This is a genomic window from Paenibacillus sp. P32E, assembly GCF_001909085.1.
In the GTDB taxonomy this organism is placed as follows: domain Bacteria; phylum Bacillota; class Bacilli; order Paenibacillales; family Paenibacillaceae; genus Paenibacillus_AQ; species Paenibacillus_AQ helianthi.
Window position 1 is genome coordinate 251,839 of record NZ_LVYY01000035.1, and the last position, 24,475, is coordinate 276,313.

The following is a 24,475-nucleotide window of genomic DNA, read 5'->3' on the forward strand; positions in this document are numbered from 1 at the left end:
CAAAGGAGCGTGACGTTAGATCATGGATTTGAGAGGAAAAAGTATTGTCATTACCGGTGCCGGCAAAGGGATCGGCAAAGCTCTGGCTATGGCACTGGCCAAAGAAGGCGCAAATCTGGGGCTGATCTCCAGAACAGCGGCTGATCTGGAGGCGCTGAGATCGGCGCTGACCGAAGTGTATGATGTCAAGGTAAGCATTGCAGTGGCAGACATTGCTGTGCGCGAGGAAGCAGAGCGGGCCGTAGTTGCCCTGCAGAATGACCTTGGTGCGTTCGATGCGCTGATCAACAATGCGGGTATCGCCAAGTTTGGTACTTTTCTGGAGATGGACCCAGCAGATTGGGAACGCCATATGCAGATCAACCTTTTCGGCAGTTACTATGTGACCCGGGCAGCTCTGCCGGCCATGATTGAGCGCAGCAGCGGCAATATCATCAACATCTCCTCCACAGCCGGAGAGCGTGGCTTTGCCACCGGCTCAGCCTACTGTGCTTCCAAGTTCGCGCTCATGGGTATGACTGAAGCGCTGGCACAGGAAGTCCGTAAGCATAACATCCGAGTGGTTGCACTTACCCCAAGCACCGTTAACACCGGACTGGCGGAGAATGCAGGACTGAAGATCGGCGACGAGGACCGGATGATGCAGCCTGAGGATGTAGCCGAGCTAACGCTGGCCGCCTTGAAGCTGCCGGACCGCGTCTTCCTGAAAACTGCAGGGATATGGACTACTAATCCGCAGTAAACAGGGGAGTTAACCTTTCGAAGGAGGACTGGACATGATCGTAGTAACGAATACCATTAAGGTAAAAGAAGGCCATGGAGATGGCCTGGCCAGCCGCTTTGGCCAAGCTAATGGCGTACAGGACATGCCTGGTTTCATCCGCCTGGAGGTATGGCATGGCGCGCCCAAGAACGGTGTAGAAGAACTGAAAATATGCACCACCTGGGAGGATGAGGACGCCCTCAAGGGCTGGACCACCAGCCCGGCCTTCCGCGAGTCTCACCGCGGCGCCGGCAAGAACGAGAACATTATTGAAGCCTCGCTCGACAAATACGAGCTGCTGCTCAGCCGTACGCAAGGAGAGTAGGCCTCCGGGTGGTGGAAGGAGCGCGGATCAGACTTCATCGCGCAGAAACCGGCAGCGGCCTGCAGAAACGCCTTCGCTGCGGAGGCAGCGGCGCGCCCGTTAACGGCGTTTCTGCCGTTGTTTAACCTACCTAAACAGGGATGCCCCGCTGACCTATACGGTTCAGCAAGGCATCCCTGTTGTATATCCAATAGTATCGGAGATGCCGGGTCACGCCTTACTTAAGGCTCCCTGACCCCCATCTCCCAATATGTTCAGATACTTATCAAACCTCGCTCACAGACAGCGTCCGATCCAGCTCCTTGTGTTTGCCAGGCCAGAAGGACCAGCGGCCCAAGAGTACAGTAATCGCCGGCACCAAGAACGGGCGGACTATAAAGGTGTCCAGCAGCACCCCAATGGCGGTGATGATGCCGAACTGCACCAGCACTTGAATCGGCAGGCTGGCCAGTACCGCAAAGGTTCCGGCCAGAATGAGCCCGGCTGAAGTAATAACCGATCCGGTTTCATTTACGCCCTCGGCAATGGCTTGCTTCAGCGGCATGACCTTACGCTTTTTCCAGATGTTCGAGATCATGAAAATGTTGTAGTCCTCGCCAAGCGCAACCAGGAACACGAAGGAATACAGCGGGATCGCCCCCTGTATGGCGTCTGCCCCCATCATATAATGAATAATAATCCAGCCCAGTCCTAGCGCAGAGAAGAAGGACAGGATTACAGTGGCTACCAGATAAACTGTCGCTACTACAGACCGCAGATAAATTAACAGCAGTATGGTAATCATCCCGATCACGACGGGAATAATCAGATCCGTATCCCGTTCTCCGATTTCTTTGGTATCGTATTGGGTAGCCGTTTGTCCGCTGATCCATACGCTGTCCTTGGCATGGTCCAGACCGGATTCAGCCAGTGCCTGCTCGGTAGATGCCTGTATCGCAGGAATGTGATTCATGGCTTCCAGGGAATACGGATTGCTCTTGAATTCAATATCATAGCCGAGAATATTCTTGTTAACTGCCCCCTGCTGCGGATCGGATACCTTACCGATATAAGAAATGCCGCCAAGGACAACCTTGATATCCTCTCCGTTCACCTTGCCCTGTGTATCAATCATCAGCTTGGCCGGAGCCAGCTCACCGGGAGAGAACTGCTTGCCGATCAGGTCAAAGCCCTGACGCGACTCCATATCCTTCGGAAAGGATGAGAGGATATCATAAGTAAACTTGATCCCGCTGGAAAAGGACGCGAGGACACCCAGAAGGACCACCGTTATGCCAACAATCGCCCAGGGGCGGGAAACAACCAGATCGCCGATTCCTCTTTTACGCGTCGGATTGGGCTGCGGAGCCGGCTTGCCTTTGGCCTTGGCCCGGGCGGCTTCCATCTGCGGAGTGCGCGGAATGAACGGGAAGAAGGATGTCCGGCCAAAGATCGCCAGCAGAGCAGGTACCAGTGTCAGACTGGCAATCCCCATGATCAGAATCGAGACGCTGAACGGAACCGCAAACCGGTGGTACGCGCCATATTTGGCCAGCAGCAGCGCAAACAGCGCCAGCACAACGGTAAATCCGCTCATTGCGATCGCACCGGAGGAATGGGTGATCGCACGCAACAAGGCGTGGCCCTTATGCTCCTCCACCTTCAGCATCTGACGGAACCGGGAAATCAGGAACAGGCAATAGTCCGTACCTGCGCCGAACAGCAGCACAGTCATAATGGAAATAGCCTGGGAATCCACGGTGATCCAGCCCTCCTGGGCCATTTTACCGAGCACAGGGCTGGTAACTCCATAAGCAAAGCCTACCGCTACCAGTGGGATCAAGGCCAGAATTGGTGAACGGTAGATCAGCAGCAGGAACACCAGCACCAGCACAACCGTTGCGATCAGCAGGGATACGTCGGCGTTCTGAAACAGTCCTGTGGCATCGACGGAAATCCCTACCGGTCCCGTTACCCGAAGGCTCAAATCCTTACTGTCTGTCGTCGCCGCAGCCGGGTCGCCGCCCGTTTCTGCGGTTATAATCTTTTTCAATGCTGTTAAAGCATCACTGAGTTGGTCACTGTCAGCCGTCTTATCAAATAACACAGGTGTGACCAGCGTGCTGCCATCCTCTGACAACGAAGCCTTCAGCGCCTGCGGCGGCAGCTGTCCCAGCGGGGGAACGTAGTTCTGATGTGCCAATGGCTGCTTTTCAAGCTTGCTGTAGATAGTGGTGATATGTACCAGGTCCTTCTCAGACATTCCGCCTTCCCTATGCCATACAAGCAAGGCAGGAACGCCGCTGCCGGCCGGGAACTCCCTTTCTGCAACCACAGACGCACGTACCGACTGCGAGTCCCCAGGCAAGTTCGACGCATTGTTCTGCTCCTGTGAGTTCACTGAAGGCCATAACATGGTGAGTGCTCCTATGACCGCAATCCAGACAACAAGAGTAATCCATTTGGTCTTACTGCCTGCCACCCATTTTCCGTAGCCTGACATTCCTTTCATCCTCTCTTCGTACCCACCAGCCCCAAAATGAACCGCGGGTCATTTTTGTTACCTTTATCATATATACCCTAAAAATTTTAATCAAACCTTTTTTTCAAAAGAACACATTATTCATATGTGTATAGCCTATATCTCTATACTTAACTGCAGGCTCTGTGCTGGATCAGATGTTTTTTGTCATTTGTGTGCACATCAAAAAGCCCCCCATTCCCAGCAAGCACTAGCCTGCTGGAAGGAGGAGCCTCTCGTGCGGCAACTGCCGCAGCTGATGAAACTATTCGTCTATATTATGAGTGCTTAGCCTACATCCGGTAGACCTTCATCGGAGAACTGGCTGTTGTACAGATCGGCGTAGAACCCGCCTGCTTCCAGCAGCTCCACATGAGTGCCTTTTTCAATGACACTACCCTGGTTCATCACGAGGATCAGGTCAGCGTCACGGATGGTGGACAGACGGTGGGCGATGACAAAGCTCGTTCTGCCCTTCATCAGCGTATTCATCGCTTTCTGAATTTGCACTTCGGTCCGTGTATCGACGCTGCTTGTCGCTTCATCGAGAATCAGAATGGAAGGATCGGCCAAAATTGCCCGGGCAATGGTCAACAGCTGCTTCTGCCCCTGCGAGATATTGGACGCTTCTTCGTTCAGGATGGTGTTATAGCCCAGCGGCAGTGTACGAATAAAATGATCGGCATGCGCTGCCTTAGCAGCCCGCACCACATCGGCTTCCGTAGCCCCTTCGCGTCCATAAGCGATATTCTCACTGATGGTCCCGTTGAACAGCCACGTATCCTGAAGCACCATCCCGAATTTGCTGCGCAGCTCGTTGCGCTTCATATGGGTAATATTCACACCGTCAATGATAATCTCACCGCCGCTAATTTCATAGAACCGCATCAGCAGGTTGATCAGCGTGGTTTTGCCGGCACCGGTTGGTCCTACAATAGCAATGGTCTGTCCGGGGCTGACTTCAATATTCATGTCTTCAATAAGAATGGCATCTTCTTTGTAGCCAAATTTCACATGACGGAATTCAACCGAACCCTCTTCTGCATCCGCTGGACGTTTGGCCAGGGAAGTACTGACTTCAGGAATCTCCTCTTCTTCATCCAAAAGCTCAAATACACGCTCTGCCGAGGCAATCGTTGATTGGATAATGTTGGCAATGTTGGCCGTCTGCGTAATTGGCATAGTGAACTGGCGCGAATACTGGATAAATGCCTGAATATCTCCGACATCAATAATCTTCTTGGTGACAAAAATACCGCCGACCACACAGACCAGCACATACCCCAGGTTCCCGATGAACATCATCAGCGGCATGATAATCCCAGAGATGAATTGTGCCCGCCAGCCGGAGTCATAGAGTGAATCGTTAATTTTATTGAACTCACCCAGCGAGTGCTTCTCGCGTCCAAAAGCCTTAACGATACGGTGACCCGTGTACATTTCCTCCACATGCCCGTTTAACTGGCCCAACGATTTCTGCTGGCCGATAAAGTAGGTCTGTGAACGTTTGCTGATCCCCATGATAACCACAAAGCTCAGCGGCAGCGTAATTATGGTGATCAGGGTAAGCCAAGGACTGATGGTCAGCATCATAATAATGACCCCGATAATCGTCACAATGGCCGTAATGAGCTGCGTCAAGCTCTGCTGCAGCGTAGTGCTGATATTGTCCACGTCATTGGTCGCGCGGCTCAGAATTTCCCCGTGGGTACGGGAATCAAAATATTTCAGCGGCAGCCGTTCCAGCTTGCTGTTGATCTGCTCGCGCATATCAAAAACAACCTTTTGCGCCACACCGGACATCACATACTGCTGCATATAGCTAAACAATGCGCTGAACAGGTATAGAGCGCCCAGAATAATCAGAATATCGTTAATATAGCCAAAATCAATCTTGGCACCCGGCACGCCCATCAGCTTGCCATATGCGCCTTCAAACAATTTGGTCGTCGCTTTACCCATGATTTTGGGACTGAAAATACTGAATACTGTACTGGCAATCGCCATAACAAATACGATAATGAGCTGCATCTGACGCGGCCGCAGATAGCGGATCAGACGGCGCAGCGTTCCTTTAAAATCCTTGGCCTTTTCAGGAGGCAGTCCCATACCCGGACCGCCCGGGCCACCAGGACCGCGGCCGCCGCCGAAACCGCCTTGCCGGCGGGGAGCTGATTTGCTTGCACTATTCTGTTCACTCATGCTATTTCCTCCTCTGACAGCTGCGAGGATACGATCTCGCGGTACACTTCACTGTTATCCAGCAACTCGCGGTGTGTGCCCATTCCGGCAATCCGGCCGTCATCAATTACAATGATCCGGTCAGCATCCATAACCGTGCTGACCCGCTGGGCAACAATCACTACGGTCGAATCCGTAGTCTCGCCTTTGAGTGCGGCCCGCAGCTTGGCATCCGTCTTGAAGTCAAGCGCCGAGAAGCTGTCGTCGAACAGATACACCTCAGGTTTTCTTACCAATGCACGCGCAATCGATAGACGCTGCTTCTGGCCGCCGGAGACATTACCCCCGCCTTGGGAAATTTCGGAATGGAAGCCGTCTTTCATGGCGGAGATGAAGTCAAAAGCTTGGGCGACTTTGGCCGCATGGATAATTTCTTCGTCTGTAGCATCTTCTTTGCCGTAGCGGATATTCTCATTAACCGTACCCGTGAACAGTACAGCCTTTTGCGGGATATAGCCAATCTTGCTGCGCAATTCCTCCTGTGTCATGTCCCGCACATCGACGCCATCTACACGCACTGCGCCTTCGTCTACATCATAGAACCGCGGAATGATGCTGAGCAGAGTGGATTTACCTGAACCTGTACCCCCGATAATCGCCGTAATCTCACCGGGCTTCGCACTGAAGCTGATGCCTGAGAGTGCTGGCTGTTCGGCACCAGGGTAGGAGAATGATACATTATCAAATTCAACAAAGCCATGCATGTTGTCCCGTCCATCCTTGCGGGTAGCATTGGCAGTGGTTTGGAGCTGTCCAGCGGTTGGATCTGTAATTTCGGGCTGCATATCCAGCACCTCGTTAATACGAAGCGCAGAAGCGGACGCCCGGGGAATCAGCACAAACATCATGGAGACCATGATCAGGGAGAACATAATCTGCATGGCATATTGAATAAAAGCCATCAGCGAGCCGACCTGCAAATCTCCGTCCCCAATCCGGATGCCGCCGTAATACAGAATGGCAATCATCGAGAAGTTCATGACAATCATCATCAGAGGCATTAGACCTGCCATGATTTTATTAACCTTGATGGCCGTATCCGTGAGATCTTTGTTGGCTTCGGTAAACCGCTCGTTCTCATGATTGATCCGGTTAAAGGAACGAATCACCCGGATACCGGTCAGATGCTCGCGCAGCACACGGTTCAATTTGTCCAGCTTGACCTGAATCGCTTTGAACAGTGGCAGACCCTTCATCCCTATGAAGAGAATCGCACCCACCAGCAGCGGAATAACGACCACAAAGATCAGGGAAAGCTTGGCATCCTCCGATACCGCCATGATGATCCCGCCGATCATCATCATCGGGGCACCGATCATCATGCGGAGCATCATTGTCAGTACGGTTTGTACTTGTGTAATATCATTGGTAGTACGTGTAATCAGTGAGGCTGTTCCCAGCTTGTCAAATTCATGCAGGGTGAAGTTCTCCACATGATTGAACATCCGTGAACGGGTATTCTTACCGAACCCGGCGGCAACTTTGGCCGACAGGTAACTCGCTATGATGGAGCATAAAGCTCCTCCGGCGGCAACCAGCAGCATGAATCCGCCGATTTTCCAAATATAGCTGCGGTCTCCGTGCACAATCCCTTTGTCAACAATGTCACTCATCAGGGTAGGGAGATACAGGTCGCCCATGGACTGCAGGAATACAAGGATCAGCACGGCTGCGATAGCCAGCTTAAAGGGCTTCAATTGTCTCATTAATTTAATCAAGTTTCTCATCTCCGTTCATTTGTAACCGGTCCAAATTAGGCGGCGGATTGTCCTCAACGAATCTGCGCACCTTCAGCAGCAGCTCCGCCAGCTGGTCGCTTTCGTCTTCGCCCAGATACTCCACCAGGTGATTTAGCGTCTGGTTCATGTGATCCTTTGCCCTGCGGGTAATCATTTCTCCCTGTTCCGTCAGCTTGATCCGCACGACCCTGCGGTCGGTTGCATCCGGCATTCGTTCCACCATGTGCTTGGCCTCAAGGCTGTTAATCAACTGTGTGACGGTTGGGGGGGTGAGTCCCATGTAACGGCTGATTTCAGAAACCTTCAGTCCCATGGCCCCTTCATGCGATCTTTTTGCGATAGATATTAATAAAGTCATCTCACTTGGCTTATGGCCCTCTACCGTGTGCTGCCAGTGTGTTTTGCGCAACTGCCGGAGTGCGGCAAAAAGCTTGTGTGCGACTGGATTTTCATGATTTATCCCAATGCTTCCACCTCGATTTTAATTAGGTTGCCAAATTATTAAACACTATATTAATTAGGTTACCTAATTATATTTTCGGTTCTGCACTTTGTCAATTCATGAATGCGTTATCAATTATTACGGAATGAAGAACACTTTTATAAACATCAAAGACACAAAAAAACCGCCGGAGTGGCGGTTTTTTTGTGTGCCTGGTTGTCCAACCTGCAACGGATCTTAATAACCCATTCCATGCTCCATTATTGTAAATGATCCGCCTGCTGACCCCGTAGTTTCATTAGACACTCCTGGTCCGATTACAATAAAGCTAAATAATGCCAGAACGCTGAATGCCGTTAACAGTGTTTTCTTCATTTTTTCTCAGCTCCCTTATGGTTTCACCATATTTCTTCTGTTGCTGTTCCGTAGCATAGTTCCTGTACGTCTCAAATAAAGTTACACAATCAATCACGTTGCCCGCACCATTCAGCCGAATGGCCAAATGAAGAGACTGAAGAATAGTCTCTACTCCTTGATTATACTGCCCACGGTCCAGAAGGTACATCGAAATCTGGTAACGCAGACGATATAACCGGTCAATATTAATAGGGTCCATAAATTGCTCAAAGCGCACCATTTCACGTGAAAACTGCGCAAGCACTTTATCGACAGAGAAACCGTAACGGTTCGCAGCCTCGACAATAACTACCAATCCGGGCAAAATCTCACCAGGGTTGTTGGCCAAGAAGGCCGAATATGCCGGAAGAGCCGCTTTATTGCCTATCATCATCTCCAGCGTAAAGCTGTTGGCTACTGCAAAAAGGCTGAAGTCCTTAACCACTTCCCGTCCCTCATCATCCAAAATTTCAAACCAGCTTAGGTCAGCATATCCGGCGGTATACTTCTTCGCTTCCTCATATTTACCTTGTTTGGTAAGTGCGGTTGCCTTAGCCAGATAGCCATGACCATAATAGATGACCAGGGGGCGTTCTAAATCCAATTCTTCCTCACGTCTCTTTGATTTCTTCCGAAGTTGTTCCCTGTAAATCCCATTGGCCAGCGCTCTCAATTCATCGGCGAACTTCTCTACGTCCTTCCACTTATGGAGTGTGAAGCAGACGTTAGCCAGCTTCAGCAGTCCATCGAGATGCATCTTCTCCGGAAGACGCCCGCGATAGGGCTCAAAGGTAATGACCGCACGGAGCTGTTCCTCTTTATCCACTATGGATTCCAGCGACTTGAAGATGCGGTATTGGCAAATAGCCATTCGTTCGGAATAGCTATCCGGCTCGTTATCTACGATAATCCGGTAAAAAACCAGGGATTCCTGAATCTTCCCGCCTGTAAACAACTTCTCTGCCACGGAGTACAGGATATCCAGTGGCTTGGGGTACTCCATAATCCGGTTCAGAACATCTTCGACACAATGCATTTTGCCGATTTCTGCACAGCGGATCAAAAAAGGTTCTACTCTTCTGCGGGAAATCCGCTCCTCACTGAAGCATTCGTCCACATACAGCGGATACAGCCATCCTTCAGGAAATCCGAAAGCTCTGGTGACTGCATCCAGTTGCCCCAGAGACATCGGTTTAGGAGGATTCCCGTGCAGAATTGCACTCAGACTTCCACGGTTCAGACCGGAAACCTTGGCAAACGAAGCGAGATTATGGCCCGAGCGGGACAGATGCTTCTCAATTTCAGAGCGTATGGTCTTCAACTTTGCCTCCACCCGGCACCTCCTCCGTCAATTTCAAGATGAACCTTCTATTAATTGACATTATAGGTGAAGCTTATAGAAAGCACAACAAAATGACCCGAACAAAATGGGGCCATTATTTTCATAAGCTATTATCCCGGGACAAACTACTGCTGTAACGCAGCTTTATTGCGTATTCTCTGGCTCTTGGTATTCTTTCCGAAGGTGTTCACAGTGTTCTTGCGGCTGCGCAGACTCTCCATCATTTTGTTCTGGGCCAGTACAATATAACCGTCCAGCCGTTGGCTGAGCTCCAGGACTACATGATCGCTGAGACTGCGTTCCTGAGCAACCTCCAACAATTCACATCTAAGACTCTCTATAGTAATAAATAACTCATCTTCTCTATATTCTTTTCCAAGTTCAACCGGAGAATTTTGGTAAAGGTTCACGGTTACTCACCTTCTCTCTATCAACTTCTCCCTTATCATAATTCATGATGCCAAAAAACATATTTTGAAAAAAAAGAAAAATATGTCGATCATCACACAAGTGAAATTTTCATAATTGCGGCCGTCCCTCTTCTCCGGGCGGGAGGTAACGTTCTCCCAGAACCCCCATGGCAAAATGAATCCATTCGCGTGCCGCAAAGGATAAATAGCGGTCCCGGCGCCAGATCATGCCCAGCTGCCAGGGAATGACTGGCTCGGTCAACGAAACCACAGAAATCCGTGTGCGGTCCATATCCCGGCAGATGGTCTCCGGCAGAAGGGCAATGCCCATTCCCGCTTCAACCATCCGGCTGATCAAATCCCATTGTGAGCTCTCATAGACGACCTTCGGCTGAAAGCCCACCTTTACGCACTCCGTAATAATCCGGTCATGGAGGGCGAAATCTTCCCGGAATAGCACAAACTCCTCCTCCGCCAGTTCCCGGAGCGGCACAGAGGCGGCTCCTGCCAAGCGGTGGCCTGCCGGCACTAGCAGCTCCAGCTTCTCTTCCACAAAGGTGAAGCAGTGGAACAGCGCCGTATTTACCGGCAAAACAATTGCACCGATATCGAGCAGCCCGGTCTCCACATCATCCTCCACCTTTTTGGCTCCGTCCTCATGCAGGCGGATGGTGACGTCCGGGTAGCGGCGGTGAAATTCTCCGATGACTGCCGGGAAGAAGCTTGCACCCACCATGGGCGGCAGCCCGATCCGGATATGCCCCTTCTCCAGATTGCGCAGACTATCCAGTTCTGAGGAAAGGTTAACGAATGATTCCACGATATTCTGCGCTTTGGTCAGCAGGATCTCTCCTGCATCTGTGAGACGAATGCTCTTCCCTTCACGGTAAAAGAGGTCGGCTCCCAGCTCCACCTCCAGACCCCGGATCATTTTGCTAATGGTGGGCTGCGAGATGTACAGCGATTCTGCCGCTTTGGAGAAGCTGTTCAGCCTGGCAACCTGGACAAAATACTGCAGCTGGCGGATATCCAAATTTTTCGCCTCCATGTATAGATAAATGGAATGTCACTTATTCAATCTATTCATTTTACCTATGAAAGAAAAGGATGTAAACTTTCAGTAACAAGGAAAGCACACGCTGTCCTCTGAACGAAAGGAGCGAAGCCTTATGAAAAAGCTTGGCATAGGCTTGCTGCAGGTAGCCGGACTCACCGTATTTTCGATGTTGGTTAATTCCTTAACCCCATATCTCCATATTCCCATTCCCGGAAGCATCATCGGCATGATCCTTTTATTCGCACTGCTGGAATCCGGTATCATCCGTCTGAATTGGGTAGAAGTTGGCGCTTCCTGGCTGCTTGCCGAACTGCTGCTGTTCTTTATCCCTTCAGCTATAGGTGTTATGAATTATTCGAAGCTGCTCGAAGCAAACGGCCTTCAAGTGCTGGGAGTTGTGCTCGTAGGCACTTTTGCCGTTATGGCCAGCTCAGGGCTGCTCACGGGAGCCATATTTAAAGTAAAGGAGCGTAGAGGCTCATGATGACCGGACTGCTCTTGCTTGCACTGACCGTCGCTGTGTACCTGCTGGCGAAGCGAATCTACGCTTCCAGTGGCAAAATGTATACTTCCCCGCTCATCATCACGCCATTGCTGGTTATCAGCTTTCTGCTGATGACGGGAATTCCCTATGAATCCTACAATGCGGGAGGAAAATGGCTTTCGGATCTGCTGCAGCCGGCAACCATCGCCTTTGCAATCCCTCTTCATAAAAACTTCAAGGTACTCAAAAAGCACGCCGCCGAAATTGCGGCAGGCGTGCTGTCAGGAACGGTTATGGCCGTGCTCTCCTCGATGCTGCTGGCCAAATGGCTGCATCTAAGCGGCGCCCTGGCAACCAGTCTGGTACCTCGTTCGGTGACTACACCGATCGCCATGAGTATCTCGCAAAGCATCGGCGGCGTTCCCAGCATTACGGCAGTATTCGTGATTCTGACCGGAGTGCTGGGTACACTGATGGGGCCTTCTGTCCTTCGCCTCTTCCGCATTGACAACGAAATTGCGCGCGGTGTATCGCTGGGAACCGCCGCGCACGGTACGGGCACCTCCAAGGCTTTCGAGCTGAGTTCGCTGACCGGCACCATCTCCAGTATCGCGATGATTCTGACCGCGCTGTTCTCCATAGGGCTTGCGCCGGCTCTTCTCGCGGTTTTCCTCCACTAGGCCGCCCCGGCTTGGGCCACAAGACCTGACAGATTACAGAGCTGTCAGGTCTCTTTGTGTGCATGAACTTGCTTACTCACTGTCTGTTCTTACAGTTTCACCGGCAATCCGCTCTGCGCTGATTCATAAGCTGCACATGTCACCTTCAGCGTCTTGTAGCCGTCTTCGTAGTCACTGAGAATACGCGACCGGTCACCGGTCCGCACGGCATGCAGAAAGGCTTCGCTCTCCACCGCGTAGGGGTTGCCTAAATTGGCATATTCCTGGCTGTCGCCGCTGCGCACCTCAAGCAGACGCTCCGGATTCCAATCCAGCAGTCCTTTGTCATTATAAAAGCTAAGTCCTACCCGGCCCACTTCACCCGGCAGCACGCAGGTATTCGAGATATTCGCAACAATGCCATTGTCCAGCTTCAGGGACACCGTCCCTACATCTGCTACCGTTACGCCCTCATGCTGCTCATGCATGATGCGGTTGCCGAACATGCCGTAGACCTCTGTGACCTCTCCGCCCAGATAGCGAAGCAGATCGACGATGTGGGTGGTCTGCTCGGTAAATTGTCCGCCGGACTGCTCCTGATCGCGCCACCAGGCTACACCCGGCATGCCGCCCATCCACTGTCCGACAATCATCCCCACCTTATCCCCGCTAAGTAATTTCTTCAGCCGGGCAATATTCTCCTGATACCGGAAATGGTAGCCAACCGAGGTCAAGAGTCCATGCTCCTTAATATCCTGCAGCAGGCTGGCCGGAATCTCCGTACTCGAGCCCAGAGGCTTTTCCACAAAAAAAGGAATATCCCTGCGGATCAGCGCCCGCTCTATCGTTCCATGAGACTGTGGAGGCACACAAACGTACACCGCATCCAGCTTGTGGGCATCCAGCATCTCTGTAATTTCCCCATACCCTTCGGCACTGTAGGCACTAGCCATCTCTTCGCCTTTTTGCTTAGTGCTGCCGCAGATGGCCTGGAGCTTCACATCCTCCATTCCTGCCAGCAGGTCGGCATGCACCTTGGAGAACCAGCCCGTTCCTACAATCCCTATATGAAGTGTCATCATTTTACCTCCCGTAATTCTGGATGTATACCTTTTCAAAGATTATACCCGTTCAGGTGCGGATAAGGTAGTCCCGCCACTCTTCGGGCAAGAGGTCCGCATAAGGCTGGTGCAGGAAACGGTCATCCGCCAGCACGATAATCCCGCTGTCACTCTCGCTGCGGATCAGCCGCCCGCCCGCCTGCTGGACCTTGCACATGCCCGGATAGACATAGGCATAGTCAAATCCGTTCTTGCCTTGGGACTGAAAATAGCCGCGCAGCAGATTGCGCTCCAGCCCGACCTGCGGCAGGCCGACGCCGACAATCATTACACCGTTCAGGCGGTCTCCGGGCAAATCGACACCCTCCGAGAAAATCCCGCCAAGCACCGCAAAGCCAAGCAGCGTCTCCGGGTTGTCCGGACGAAACGAAGAGAGGAATTCCTCCCTCGCCTGCTCACTCATTCCGCTCCCCTGCACCAATGTCCGTATCTCAGGATACTTGTCCGTGAACACCTCGAAGACGTTCTGCAAATACGCATAGGAAGGGAAAAACACCAGATAATTCCCCTTTCTTGCAACCATTCCCCGCAAAGCATCACTCAGCGGCACCAGGGAATGAGCACGGTCATGATAGCGGGTGGATACCGGAAGCACGGACACCTCCCACTGCTCTTTATGAAAGGGGGAAGCCACACGCAGGCTATAATCCTCCTCCGCCGAACCAATCATGTCCCGGTAATAGGACATGGGCGAGAGTGTCGCAGAGAAGAGAATCTGGCTGCGGAAGCCCTTGGCCATCTGCTGCAGCAGATGCGAGGGGTCCAGATTGAACAACTTCAGGAATACATCGCCGCGCCTTACCTCTGCGTAGGTGACATACCGCTCGTCATAGGTCTTGAATGTGCGCAGCATGCCCTGGACCGCATAATAAGTATCCAGCAGGCTGCCTTCCTCTTCATCCGGCAGGGCTACAAGCGAAGAGGATGGACTCAGCAGCTCTAATTCCGCTTCAGCGGCAAAGGCCTCCAGCAGCAGGGGCAAGTCCTCAGGGTATTCAGCCCATTGCCCCCCTCCATCTTCACTAGAGCTTTTGCGCAGCGCAATGAAAAAAGCATTCACCGCCTTGGACGCAGCACCAAGCTTGCGGTTTACCGTCTTATACTGCCGCTGCAGGCTCAGAAACGGCGCCTTGGTCAGCGAGGCGGAGAACATTTCCCTGCCCCGGTCGACCAGATTATGAGCCTCATCCACCAGCAGCACCGTCTTCTTCTTCCGTTCCTCCGGCAACCGTTTCAGGCTGATCCGGGGATCATAGATATAGTTGTAGTCGCAGATGACCATATCGCAGGCATAAGCCGCATCCAGCGAGAACTCAAACGGGCATACCTCATGCCTCCGGGCATATCCGGCGATGATCTCCTGTGTCATCAGGGTTTCATGCTCCAGCATGTCCAGCAGCGCCGCATTCACCCGGTCATAATAGCCCTCGGCAAACGGGCAGCCCTCCTTGCCGCATTCCTCCCGGAAGCAGGCCTTTTCCTTGGCCGTCAGGGTGATAGCATGCAGATGAAGACCGCCGGCAACCAGCAGCAGGACCGCTTCCTGCGCCGCAAACCGGGTAACCGTCTTGGCGGTCAAATAGAAGATACCTGATATTATCCCTTCACCCAGTGCTTTTACCGCCGGAAAAAGGGTCGACATCGTTTTACCGATGCCTGTGGGTGCCTGGGCGAACAGATTCACACCTTCGGAAGCCGTCTTATAGACTGCGGCAGCGAAACGCCGCTGACCCTGCCGATAGTTCGGGAAGGGAAAGGTCAGACTCCGGATACTCTCATCCCTCAGCGCCCCATGGCGTATCCTCAGTTTCGCATAAGGTGCATACCTTGCAACCGTGTCAGCGGCAAAGGCTGCAAGTTCTTCGCGGGTAGCCTTCCGGTACAGGCTGCGCTGCTCGTCGCTGCCCCTAAGAACATAGGTGAGCTTCACTTCAATTGAAGTGAGCTCCTGCTCAAGTGTGATCATATAGGCATACATTAACACCTGCGCCCAATGAACCTCCCGCCCTTCCTGGGTGGAATCCAGAGGTCCGGCAATGGATTTGATCTCCTCTACAATCAGAGTGCCATCTTCTCCGGTTAACAGTCCGTCACAGCGCCCATCGATGATGAACAGCAGGTCCTCATAAGGAATTTCTGTCTTGAGATAGACCTCTTTGCGGTCTCCTTCTTTATATTGCTTCTGAATATGCTGGTGAATACGCGTGCCTTCCGCCATGGCTGAGCCGCTCCGAAAACCCGGTTCCAGGCTGCCGCTGCTGAAAGCATATTCCACGAGTGTTCGTACCGAAAGAAATACCTCTGCACAGTCCATGTTTCTTCCTCCTCCACCGCTAACCCCACCTTATTTCCGCCCTTTTCCTCCGGTATACCACCATTAAGTGTTAATCTTCCAGGCTTCACAGGTCTGCATTTCAAATTGCTCTTTACCGGGTGGCTATACGGCATTTCTGATTTTTGACAATCGTCGCCCAGCGCTGCATAATTAGGTCTATTAATAATGGAATTCTTATGTCTTGTACCTCTTCCTCCTAGCCGGGAATTGGTGTTTATTATGCAGAAAGAAGGCGAAGCTGTGTCATCCTTACCCGTTAAACGATGGTTGTTCAAACCATTCGTGTTTTTCTCCATTCTTTTTATCCTGAAGAGCTTTCTTGCCTGGGGCGTAATCTTTGGGGATTTGGCCTCCTGGAAAACACTCTTAACAGAGATTCCCTTTGTCTGGGCCTTATTTGCCCTGATCGAACGCTTCGCTTCCAAACGGAAGCTTGGCTATTACATGACGGTTAATCTGCTTGTCACCGCAATCTTTTTTGCCGCCATTATGTACTTCAAATATTACGGCGTCATCGTAACTTACCATGCGGCGGAACAGGTCAATCAGGTCACGGCTGTACGCAACAGCGTATTCTCCCTGATGGATCCGTATTATCTGCTGATCTTTGCCGACATCATCGTCTTGGGCTTCTATTTCTTTATTAATAAGAAGGGCCGGACCTACAAGAAGGATAACATTAATCACCGCAACGGAAAACTCTCGCACAGTCTTCTGTTTGCAGTTTCCCTGGCTCTTTGCCTGTTCAATATCCTGCCCAACAAGGCCAGTATGAATGAGATCAAGAAGGCGCAGGAGATGGGCATTCTGAATTATGAGGCGTACACGATTTTTGCCAAAGACAAACCTGAGCTTGTGAATGCCAGTGAAATCACCCAGGATGCGATCAACAAGCTGAAGGGAATAGATACCGCCGCAGTCTCACCGCTTCAAGGCATAGCCAAGGGCAAAAACCTTATTATTATTCAATTGGAGTCGTTCCAGAGCTTTCTGCTTGGGCTTAAGCTGGACGGACAAGAGATTACACCGAACCTGAACCATCTGATGGAGAACAGTCTGTATTTCCCCAATTTCTATCAAATGGTCGGACAGGGGAATACATCAGATGCCGAATTTGTAGTGAACTCTTCCTTCTATATTCCGCCGCAGGGTGCGGCTACCATGGCTTATGTAGACAAAGAGCTGCCCAGCCTGCCGCGTCTACTGCAGAACAACGGCTATCAGACAGCTACTTTCCATACCAATGATGTGGAGTTCTGGAACCGCGGTGAGCTCTACAGCGCACTCGGCTGGGAACATTATTACGATCATAAGTTCTTCGGAGACGAGGATTCTTTTTTCTTCGGACCCTCTGACGAGGCGCTCTACCGCAAGACCTCTGATAAGCTGAAGGAAATGGATACGGACAGCAAACCTTTTTATGCACAGGTCATTTCAATGTCTGCCCACCATCCATTCACCATTCCTGAGGAAAAATACAAGATGAAGCTGCCGGAGCGGTATGAAGGTACTTTTGTCGGGGATTATGTCCGGGCCCAGAATTATGCGGACTATGCCTTTGGACAGTTCGTGGATGAGCTTAAGGCAAATGGTGTATGGGATGACAGCCTGATCATGGTCTATGGAGACCATATGGGGTTGCCAATCTATTCACTGGATCATGATGATAAGGAATTAATGACGGAAATTTACGGGCATGACTACGAATATGCCAATATGCTCAACATCCCGCTGATTGTCCATGATGAGGGGAGGATTCAGCCTCAGACGTTGGATCATGTCGGCGGCGAAGTGGATATCATGCCAACCGCAGCTAGTCTGCTGGGAGTGTCCATGGACAACAACATTCACTTCGGACAGGACATGACAAGCCAGGCCTATAACCTGCTTCCGCAGCGTTATTATCTGCCTACCGGATCCTTTATCGCCAGCTCCGGGCTGCTGATCCCCGGCAACAGCTTTGAGGATAATACGCAATCCCGTCTGGCCTCGGGAAACAAGTCTCCGGCCGGAACCGAGGATGAGTACAACCGTGCGCTGCGCCTGCGCCAGCTCTCGGACAGCTACGTCACGCAGCTCCCGGATAAAGTTAAGGCTGCAGAATAATACGCCATCCAAAAAACAGTCTTGCCTCAACAGAAATATACAAAAGAAACCTCTCCTTTGAAATGGATATGTAGTAACTCCATTTTACTAAAAGAGTGGTTTCTTTTTTTGCGTTTAACCGTTGATCAATCTATATCTCAAAGGCTCGATGCATTCCAAATTTAATGTTGTCCATAATAATATTTGCCACATCAGCCGGAATCATGTGGGGTGAATATTCGTACCACCACTTCACCGTAGTCATTGCAGACGATGCAAACAGACGAGTTAATAATTCTTGTTTTTCTGAAAGCTCCTTTTCCTTCCCCGTTTCCGTTCCCTTCCTGTTTTCACAAAGACATTCCCGGGTCCTTCTTTCAAATAACCGCACCATATCTTCATAGATCGATAACTCCATATTTTTATTCCACAAAATAAGATACCAGTCTTTATGATCATACATAAATTCGAGTTGTTTTCTTAAAGCATTCAGTGATTCATTGGTTTGTTTATTCTCCAGATTAAAAGAGGCTAAATTAACATTGTTTGCAAGGTCTCCAAGTGTTGACTTTACGAGTAATTCTCTCAGCTGGTATTTATCCTCATAATACTTGTAGAATGTAGAACGGTTAATTCTGGCTGCAGCCGTAATATCTCTTACAGAAATAGACGAAAAGGTTTTTTGGAGAATGCATGCTTCAAATCCCCGCTTTATATTTTCAATGGTTTTGATCACGCGCAAGTCTGTAATATCCTTCAATAGGGTTCACACTCCAATATGTTCACAATAATCATAGATTGAGAACAACATATTCCATATGATGTGTTGCTTAAGCAACAATCGGGGCAGGCTTTACTGATATTTTTTATATTTTTCCTTAATTATAATATTCATATAAATAGCCATGCACAAGCATAGAAGGAGAAGTTTGTATGTCCAAGAATCGATTGAGCGCAGTATTGGGGATTGAAAAACCAGTAATCCAGGGACCTATGGCTTGGATATCAACAGCACCTTTGGTGGCAGCAGTTTCTGATAACGGGGGACTTGGTGTATTGGGAGTAGGTTTTGCCCCTGCGGAGTTTATTAAGGAACAGATTATAGCTACGAGAAAATTAACGAGTAAGCCTTTTGGAGTTAACGTTATTATGATTCCTGAGCTATTAGATCATGTAACAAAAGTGGTTCTGGAGGAGAAACCGCCTGTAATTTATGCAGACACCTTACTAGGGCTTGATCTGGAATTGTCCAAAAAGTACTTTTCAATCTGGCATGATTTAGGCCTGAAAGTGATTGTGAAAGCAAGCACAATCCAGGACGCCATTACGGCAGAGCAGGCCGGGGCAGATGCAGTAATTGTAAAAGGCTGGGAAGGAGGAGGACATACATCCTATGAGGCAACCACGGTCCTTGTTCCGCAAGCAGCGAACTGTTTATCCATACCTTTAGTAGCCTCCGGCGGTATTGCAGATGGACGGGGAATGGCGGCAGCAATTGCCCTTGGTGCGGATGGTATTGAAATGGGAACAGTTTTTATGTGTGCTGATGAAACAGTAGTGCATCCAAATGTCAAAAATGCCATGATCAAAGCCGGTGATATGGAGACTGTGATCACAGGATATTCAACGGATGAGCCATGCAGACAATTGAAGAACAAACTCTCTGAGGAAATGATCGACATCGAGAACCAATTCAGCAAAACAGAGGCGGCTGTAAAACTGAAAGAGGTTGCTGAAAGTTCTTTGAAAAAGGCCATGCTGGAAGGTGATGTTGAAGAGAAGGGTGCTGTTATGGCGGGACAAATTGTCCCTTTGATCACTGAGGTTAAAAGCGTTAAGGCTATTATAGATGATGTGCTAAGCGGATATCATGCAACCATCTCTAAGCTAGTTGTATTCGAAGTTTAAATAATTGTTATAGCGACCCGCGGAAAAGCGGTAGTGTCCGTCTTTGGGCCAGGCACCGATTAACAATGGTCCATACGCGAAGGAGCCTCCCCGAGCACAACCGTCTATCCGGCTCCAAAAACAAGAGCTGTCCCAGCAGCCATTTCATGGCTTATGGGATAGCTCTTTTGTTATAAAGTCCTTATTATTTTTATCCGGAACGGCAATTGCCCTCCGAAATTAACGCTCCTGCTGCTCCAGCATCAGATAATAGTCAGCCAAATTGCGCAGCTCCTCCGGCTCCAATATGGCTAAATGCTCGCTAAGCAGCAGCAAGTAGCGGTATCTCGCCTCCTCCAGCAGCTTTTCCCCCTTGGCGGTAAGGGTCACAATGACGGCTCTGCGGTCTTGCTCATCCGGCTCGCGCACACTAAGTCCCAGCAGCTCCAGGCGATCCAGCATCACTGTTACCGCACTTGACTTGACCTCCATTTTGTCCGCAAGCTGGATCACACGGGCATTCTGCTCCTGGGCGATCATACGAAGCAGGCCAAATTGCGGCACGGTAAGTCCCATTTCTTTGTGCAAAGACATCTGTGATGTGATTTTTCGCTGTACCTTCCACATGGATAATCCCAAACGTTCTACCAGCGGATCGATGGGTTGCGACATTCCTTTCAGCTCCAGTCCGTTTGTCCTTGATCAAGCGTAACATTATCACAGTCCATGATTCAATGCTTTTATATATGATTTTTTTACACGATTCGGCATTTCCCGACACAAAAATACTATATTCTCTCAAGCCGCTCATGAGCTATAATCGTAGAAGTGATACAGTAGTATTGCTGAAAACATTAGAAGTAGGGTTGGTGGTAGAAATAATGAAGCTGGCAACAAAATTAACCTGGATGATGCTTATTGTGTTGCTTTTGGTCGGGTCTTCCATTGGATTCTTTGGTTACCGCACCGCTTATCATCAAGTGGATGAGGCTGCTGGAATCGAGCTGGTGGGCTGCGCCAACATCACGACTGGCCTGATTGATCCCGCAGACATTGCGGCACTTGTTGGTGGAGATAACAGCAAGGTGGCTGCTATTGAAGACCGGATCGGCTGGATTGTGGCTCATAAGCCAATTTTCAAAGAAGCATTCATCCTTTCTCTGGACGGTAAGATTCTCGCCGCCGATGCCAGCATGAAGAAAAGAGGCTACAAAGCCGGTGATTCCTTCTACTTCGCAGAAGAAGATAAAGCTATGATAACTACCATGAAGCATTCCGCATACTCCAAAGTATATACCTACCAAGATACCTCGCTCAAAACCGGATATGGCCCCATTTATCAGGATCATGATCCCAGCAAACCCATTATTGCACTGATGGCTATCAATTTCGACGGACCTTTAATTCAGGAACGGACCAAGGATATTATTGTTCAGCCTTTCATTATCGGCGCATCAATTCTGATCGTAGCCATACTCGCCGCTTATCTGTTGATCCGTCGTATGGTCAGTCCGCTTACCAAGCTGTCCGGTTCTGTGAATACCATCGCCCGAGGCGACCTTACCCATGAACCGCTGCTCTTCAAAAGCAAAGATGAAATCGGGACACTGGCCCGCAACTTCAATGATATGACGTTGAGCCTGCGTGAGCTGATCACCCAGGTGAATGACACCTCCATGCTGGTAGCGTCTTCCTCCCAGGAGCTGTCTGCCAGCGCCCAGGAGACGAACCGGGCCGGCGAACACAGTGTGAATGTTACTATTGAGCTTGCCGATGGCGCGAATACCCAGCTGAAGGACCTGGAAGGCAGCTACAAATCCGTGCAGGATATGTCCCGTTTCATCTCCGAGATCGCCGACAATGCCGACAGTGCGAGGGATACTGCTGCGAGCAACGCCCAAAAGGCCCGTCTGGGCCGGCAGTCCATTGACTCCACAACCACACAGATAGGCGTTATGAGCGGAAGCATCCAGGATCTTTCAGACATTATCACTACACTGGGCAGCCACTCCAAAGAGATTGAGAACATTGTCGGCACGATCGCCAGCATTGCCGAAGAAACCAATCTGCTGGCATTGAATGCGGCTATAGAAGCCGCCCGGGCCGGAGAAGAGGGCCGGGGCTTCGCCATTGTCGCCGGCTCCGTCCGCAAGCTGGCTGAGCGTTCTGCCAAGTCTGCCGGACAAATCGGGGAGCTGGTCAGCCTGATTATCAGCCAGATGGACGATGCCGGTGAAACGATGAGACGCTCTACGGAAGAGATGCAGCAAGGCAAGGAACTGATCGTGTCTGCCGGCCAGTCGTTCTCCGAGATCGAAACCTCAGTCTCTGACATGTCTTCCCAAAGCCAACAGATTTCTGCGACAGTCCGTGAGCTGGGATCCATCTCAGGCGGACTGGTAGAAGCGATTCAGAATATTGTCAGGATCTCCAATCATACGGCTGAAGGTGCCGAGACCCTCTCCGCCACTTCCCAGGAGCAGCTTGCAGCGATGGAGGAAGTAGAGTCCTCCGCGGCTTTCCTCTCTTCACTGGCGGAGAAGCTTCAGGTTCTGGTAGAGAAGTTCAAGATCTAGGCTTTCATATACAAGCAAAAAGCGCAGAACCCTCGATGAGGTTCTGCGCTTTTTGCTGTCTGAGGCAGGTTATACCTATGTATTTATTACGCCGTATTCTCAATAAACCATTGGCCCAGCTCGCTGACTGGCATCGGCCTTCCGTAATAAAAGCCCTGCATCACCCGGCAGCCCAAGGACTGCAGCAGCTCAATCTGCTCAGGTGTCTCCACGCCTTCGGCAACAACCTCCATGTTGAGATTGCTGGCGATGGCAATGATATTGCTGATGATCGCCTTCTTGGAATGCATCTTGCTTTTGCGGATGAATACCTGGTCAATCTTCAGCGTATTCACCGGAATTTCATCCAGATTGCCCAGAGAGGAGAAGCCTGTTCCAAAGTCATCGAGCGATACCCGTACTCCAAGGTTCCGCAGCTTGGAGAGCTGAGCTACCGTCTCTTCCATATTGTTCATAGCGATGGACTCTGTAATTTCCAGTTCCAAAAAGTGAGGTTCCAGACCGGAGCGGACCAGCGCCTCTTCGACCACATCATACAGGGAGCCGCCTTCAAACATCCGGGCGGACATGTTGATGGAGACGGCAACACTCGCCACCTCCGCTTTGTGCCAGAGCATATTCTGGCTGCATACATCATGCAGCATCCAATAGGTAATCGGCACGATCAGCCCGGTTTCCTCCGCAATCGGAATGAATTCGGCAGGTGAAATAATACCGTGTTCCGGATGCCTCCAGCGCAGCAGCGCCTCCAGCCCGACGGTTACATTCATAAGAGAATCCCATTTAGGCTGATATACTACCATGAATTCAGAACGGGCAAGCGCCTTGCGCAGATCCTTCTCCAGCGACATCCTGCGTAGCTGGTTGCGGTTCATTTCCTGATCGAATACGCTGAACTTATTCTTGCCGGAGTCCTTGGAGGTATAGAGTGCCGTGTCGGCAGCCTTCATCAAGGCAGAGCGGTCAATCCCATGGACAGGAGTCATGCTGATGCCTACGCTCGCTGTGACGTACAGCTCATTCCCCTCAATACTGTACGACTTCTTCACTTCTCCTAGGACATGGTGAGCCTCTTCCCGGGCATCTTCCATGGTGCAGACCGGAAGGGCAATCAGAAATTCATCTCCTCCCAGTCGGAAAACCTTGCCCTTGGTACCAATCACATTCCGCAATCTCTCGGCAACTTCCTGCAGCAGCATATCCCCAATATCATGTCCCAGGGTATCGTTAATGGACTTGAAACGGTCCAAATCGACAAAGAACACTGCTCCTGAGGGCCCGCCAAAAAATTCATTTTTGAAGTACCGTTCCAGCCCATGGCGGTTCGGCAGCTCGGTCAACGGATCATGATAGGCCATGCGCTCCAGCCCGTGCCGGTCCAGAAGAACTGCGCCGCCCGATACCGCAAGCATAAATAAAGTGACAAGAGAAACCCCCGTCAGCAGAATGACATTTGTCTGGACGAGAACAGGCCTCGCACCAAGCCAGCTGTTAACCTCCAAATGACTGGCCCGCAAGCTGATGTAATGCATCCCCGTAACCGCGATCCCGATAAACAGCGAGGAGTACAATTTCCAGCGGCTGAACCCGGGATAATCCTTGAACCTGCGAAAGAGGAACACTCCAGTATATGAGGCCAAACAGGCAACAACAACGGATAGCCCCTGGGTGGGCATCTCATAATGAATTCTCCCCCCCATCTTCATGGAGGACATGCCCAAATAATGCATAGCGGAAATTCCGCAGCCGAGAATCATGCCGCTGAGGAACAAACGCCCCGTTCTCTGGCGGGGCATAGTGGCAATCCATAGCGACACATAACTGGCAAGCACGCTGATGAGCAGCGACAAAACAGCCATGCCCCCTTGATATCTAACCTCGAAGGGCAGGCGGCTGGCCATCAGCCCCACAAAGTGTATGGCCCAAATGCCGCTGCCAAGCACACAAGCTCCGGAGAGCAGCCACAAGCGTCTTACGTTTCCTGCCGTACGGGAGGCCTGTGAGATCAAATTAAGCGCCGAATAAGCTGCAGAAGCAGCTAGCGCAAAAGATAGTAAAACAATCCATATATTATATTGGATTCCCATTTGATCCATAGTCGACCTCTTTACCC

The 24,475-nt window shown here is 50.8% G+C and carries 19 protein-coding genes; 7 read left to right on the plus strand and 12 right to left on the minus strand.

Annotated elements, in window-relative coordinates; genetic code table 11:
• Positions 1-22: 22 nt before the first annotated feature.
• The gene (locus tag A3848_RS23950) at positions 23-742 is read left to right on the plus strand and encodes a 3-ketoacyl-ACP reductase (RefSeq protein ID WP_074087374.1); all 720 of its coding nucleotides are present in this window, start codon (positions 23-25) and stop codon (positions 740-742) included.
• 34 nt (positions 743-776) lie between these two features.
• Positions 777-1,088 (plus strand): antibiotic biosynthesis monooxygenase, encoded by a 312-nt coding sequence (locus tag A3848_RS23955; RefSeq protein WP_074087375.1) that lies wholly within the window; start codon positions 777-779, stop codon positions 1,086-1,088.
• 265 nt (positions 1,089-1,353) lie between these two features.
• Here the strand turns inward: A3848_RS23955 and A3848_RS23960 are convergent, their stop codons facing one another.
• The 7 genes from A3848_RS23960 to cidR form a co-directional block, all read right to left on the minus strand.
• Positions 1,354-3,579, minus strand: a complete 2,226-nt coding sequence (locus tag A3848_RS23960; protein WP_074087376.1) for an MMPL family transporter — start codon at positions 3,577-3,579, stop codon at positions 1,354-1,356.
• A gap of 297 nt (positions 3,580-3,876) precedes the next feature.
• Positions 3,877-5,790 (minus strand): ABC transporter ATP-binding protein, encoded by a 1,914-nt coding sequence (locus tag A3848_RS23965; protein ID WP_074087377.1) that lies wholly within the window; start codon positions 5,788-5,790, stop codon positions 3,877-3,879.
• Positions 5,787-7,547 (minus strand): ABC transporter ATP-binding protein, encoded by a 1,761-nt coding sequence (locus tag A3848_RS23970; protein ID WP_074087378.1) that lies wholly within the window; start codon positions 7,545-7,547, stop codon positions 5,787-5,789. Before A3848_RS23970 ends, A3848_RS23965 begins: the two co-directional genes overlap by 4 nt.
• On the minus strand, positions 7,540-7,926 hold the full coding sequence (locus A3848_RS23975) for a MarR family winged helix-turn-helix transcriptional regulator (RefSeq protein WP_083606900.1): 387 nt from the start codon (positions 7,924-7,926) through the stop codon (positions 7,540-7,542). The genes A3848_RS23970 and A3848_RS23975 overlap by 8 nt, the downstream gene beginning before the upstream one ends.
• Positions 7,927-8,338: 412 nt before the next feature.
• Positions 8,339-9,739, minus strand: a complete 1,401-nt coding sequence (locus A3848_RS23980) for a DNA-binding protein (protein WP_074087380.1) — start codon at positions 9,737-9,739, stop codon at positions 8,339-8,341.
• A 134-nt stretch (positions 9,740-9,873) separates the two neighbouring features.
• Positions 9,874-10,158 (minus strand): aspartyl-phosphate phosphatase Spo0E family protein, encoded by a 285-nt coding sequence (locus tag A3848_RS23985; RefSeq protein ID WP_074087381.1) that lies wholly within the window; start codon positions 10,156-10,158, stop codon positions 9,874-9,876.
• Between the two features lie 109 nt (positions 10,159-10,267).
• On the minus strand, positions 10,268-11,191 hold the full coding sequence (cidR, locus tag A3848_RS23990) for a cidABC operon transcriptional activator CidR (protein ID WP_143186294.1): 924 nt from the start codon (positions 11,189-11,191) through the stop codon (positions 10,268-10,270).
• Positions 11,192-11,327: 136 nt separating this feature from the next.
• Between cidR and A3848_RS23995 the strand changes: the two genes are divergently transcribed.
• Positions 11,328-11,699 (plus strand): CidA/LrgA family protein, encoded by a 372-nt coding sequence (locus A3848_RS23995; RefSeq protein WP_074087383.1) that lies wholly within the window; start codon positions 11,328-11,330, stop codon positions 11,697-11,699.
• On the plus strand, positions 11,699-12,379 hold the full coding sequence (locus A3848_RS24000; RefSeq protein ID WP_074087460.1) for a CidB/LrgB family autolysis modulator: 681 nt from the start codon (positions 11,699-11,701) through the stop codon (positions 12,377-12,379). Before A3848_RS23995 ends, A3848_RS24000 begins: the two co-directional genes overlap by 1 nt.
• An 89-nt stretch (positions 12,380-12,468) precedes the next feature.
• Here A3848_RS24000 and A3848_RS24005 read toward each other — a convergent pair whose 3' ends face one another.
• Both A3848_RS24005 and A3848_RS24010 read right to left on the minus strand, forming a co-directional pair.
• Positions 12,469-13,437, minus strand: a complete 969-nt coding sequence (locus tag A3848_RS24005) for a Gfo/Idh/MocA family protein (RefSeq protein WP_074087384.1) — start codon at positions 13,435-13,437, stop codon at positions 12,469-12,471.
• A 52-nt stretch (positions 13,438-13,489) separates the two neighbouring features.
• Positions 13,490-15,793, minus strand: coding sequence for a helicase C-terminal domain-containing protein (locus A3848_RS24010; RefSeq protein WP_074087385.1), 2,304 nt, complete (start codon positions 15,791-15,793; stop codon positions 13,490-13,492).
• A gap of 240 nt (positions 15,794-16,033) precedes the next feature.
• Here A3848_RS24010 and A3848_RS24015 point away from each other — a divergent pair, with 240 nt between their 5' ends.
• Complete coding sequence (locus A3848_RS24015) at positions 16,034-17,920, plus strand: LTA synthase family protein (RefSeq protein WP_074087386.1); 1,887 nt, start codon at positions 16,034-16,036, stop codon at positions 17,918-17,920.
• Positions 17,921-18,050: 130 nt separating this feature from the next.
• Here the strand turns inward: A3848_RS24015 and A3848_RS24020 are convergent, their stop codons facing one another.
• Positions 18,051-18,659, minus strand: coding sequence for a TetR/AcrR family transcriptional regulator (locus A3848_RS24020; protein ID WP_074087387.1), 609 nt, complete (start codon positions 18,657-18,659; stop codon positions 18,051-18,053).
• Between the two features lie 173 nt (positions 18,660-18,832).
• Here A3848_RS24020 and A3848_RS24025 point away from each other — a divergent pair, with 173 nt between their 5' ends.
• The gene (locus tag A3848_RS24025; protein ID WP_074087388.1) at positions 18,833-19,807 is read left to right on the plus strand and encodes an NAD(P)H-dependent flavin oxidoreductase; all 975 of its coding nucleotides are present in this window, start codon (positions 18,833-18,835) and stop codon (positions 19,805-19,807) included.
• Between the two features lie 219 nt (positions 19,808-20,026).
• On the opposite strand, the gene A3848_RS24030 is transcribed toward A3848_RS24025, so the two are convergent.
• Positions 20,027-20,458: a MarR family winged helix-turn-helix transcriptional regulator gene (locus tag A3848_RS24030; protein WP_074087389.1), complete on the minus strand. Its 432-nt coding sequence runs from the start codon at positions 20,456-20,458 to the stop codon at positions 20,027-20,029.
• A gap of 209 nt (positions 20,459-20,667) precedes the next feature.
• Between A3848_RS24030 and A3848_RS24035 the strand changes: the two genes are divergently transcribed.
• Positions 20,668-22,362, plus strand: coding sequence for a methyl-accepting chemotaxis protein (locus A3848_RS24035; protein WP_074087390.1), 1,695 nt, complete (start codon positions 20,668-20,670; stop codon positions 22,360-22,362).
• A gap of 86 nt (positions 22,363-22,448) precedes the next feature.
• Here the strand turns inward: A3848_RS24035 and A3848_RS24040 are convergent, their stop codons facing one another.
• Complete coding sequence (locus A3848_RS24040; RefSeq protein WP_074087391.1) at positions 22,449-24,458, minus strand: putative bifunctional diguanylate cyclase/phosphodiesterase; 2,010 nt, start codon at positions 24,456-24,458, stop codon at positions 22,449-22,451.
• Positions 24,459-24,475: the final 17 nt, after the last annotated feature.

Bases quoted from the DNA above. Each gene is read 5' to 3' on its own strand.
- A3848_RS23950 (WP_074087374.1), top strand. From the start codon at position 23: ATGGATTTGAGAGGAAAAAGTATTGTCATTACCGGTGCCGGCAAAGGG.
- A3848_RS23955 (WP_074087375.1), top strand. From the start codon at position 777: ATGATCGTAGTAACGAATACCATTAAGGTAAAAGAAGGCCATGGAGAT.
- A3848_RS23960 (WP_074087376.1), bottom strand. From the start codon at position 3,579: ATGAAAGGAATGTCAGGCTACGGAAAATGGGTGGCAGGCAGTAAGACC.
- A3848_RS23965 (WP_074087377.1), bottom strand. From the start codon at position 5,790: ATGAGTGAACAGAATAGTGCAAGCAAATCAGCTCCCCGCCGGCAAGGC.
- A3848_RS23975 (WP_083606900.1), bottom strand. From the start codon at position 7,926: ATGACTTTATTAATATCTATCGCAAAAAGATCGCATGAAGGGGCCATG.
- A3848_RS23995 (WP_074087383.1), top strand. From the start codon at position 11,328: ATGAAAAAGCTTGGCATAGGCTTGCTGCAGGTAGCCGGACTCACCGTA.
- A3848_RS24000 (WP_074087460.1), top strand. From the start codon at position 11,699: ATGACCGGACTGCTCTTGCTTGCACTGACCGTCGCTGTGTACCTGCTG.
- A3848_RS24005 (WP_074087384.1), bottom strand. From the start codon at position 13,437: ATGACACTTCATATAGGGATTGTAGGAACGGGCTGGTTCTCCAAGGTG.
- A3848_RS24010 (WP_074087385.1), bottom strand. From the start codon at position 15,793: ATGGACTGTGCAGAGGTATTTCTTTCGGTACGAACACTCGTGGAATAT.
- A3848_RS24015 (WP_074087386.1), top strand. From the start codon at position 16,034: ATGCAGAAAGAAGGCGAAGCTGTGTCATCCTTACCCGTTAAACGATGG.
- A3848_RS24025 (WP_074087388.1), top strand. From the start codon at position 18,833: ATGTCCAAGAATCGATTGAGCGCAGTATTGGGGATTGAAAAACCAGTA.
- A3848_RS24030 (WP_074087389.1), bottom strand. From the start codon at position 20,458: ATGTCGCAACCCATCGATCCGCTGGTAGAACGTTTGGGATTATCCATG.
- A3848_RS24035 (WP_074087390.1), top strand. From the start codon at position 20,668: ATGAAGCTGGCAACAAAATTAACCTGGATGATGCTTATTGTGTTGCTT.
- A3848_RS24040 (WP_074087391.1), bottom strand. From the start codon at position 24,458: ATGGATCAAATGGGAATCCAATATAATATATGGATTGTTTTACTATCT.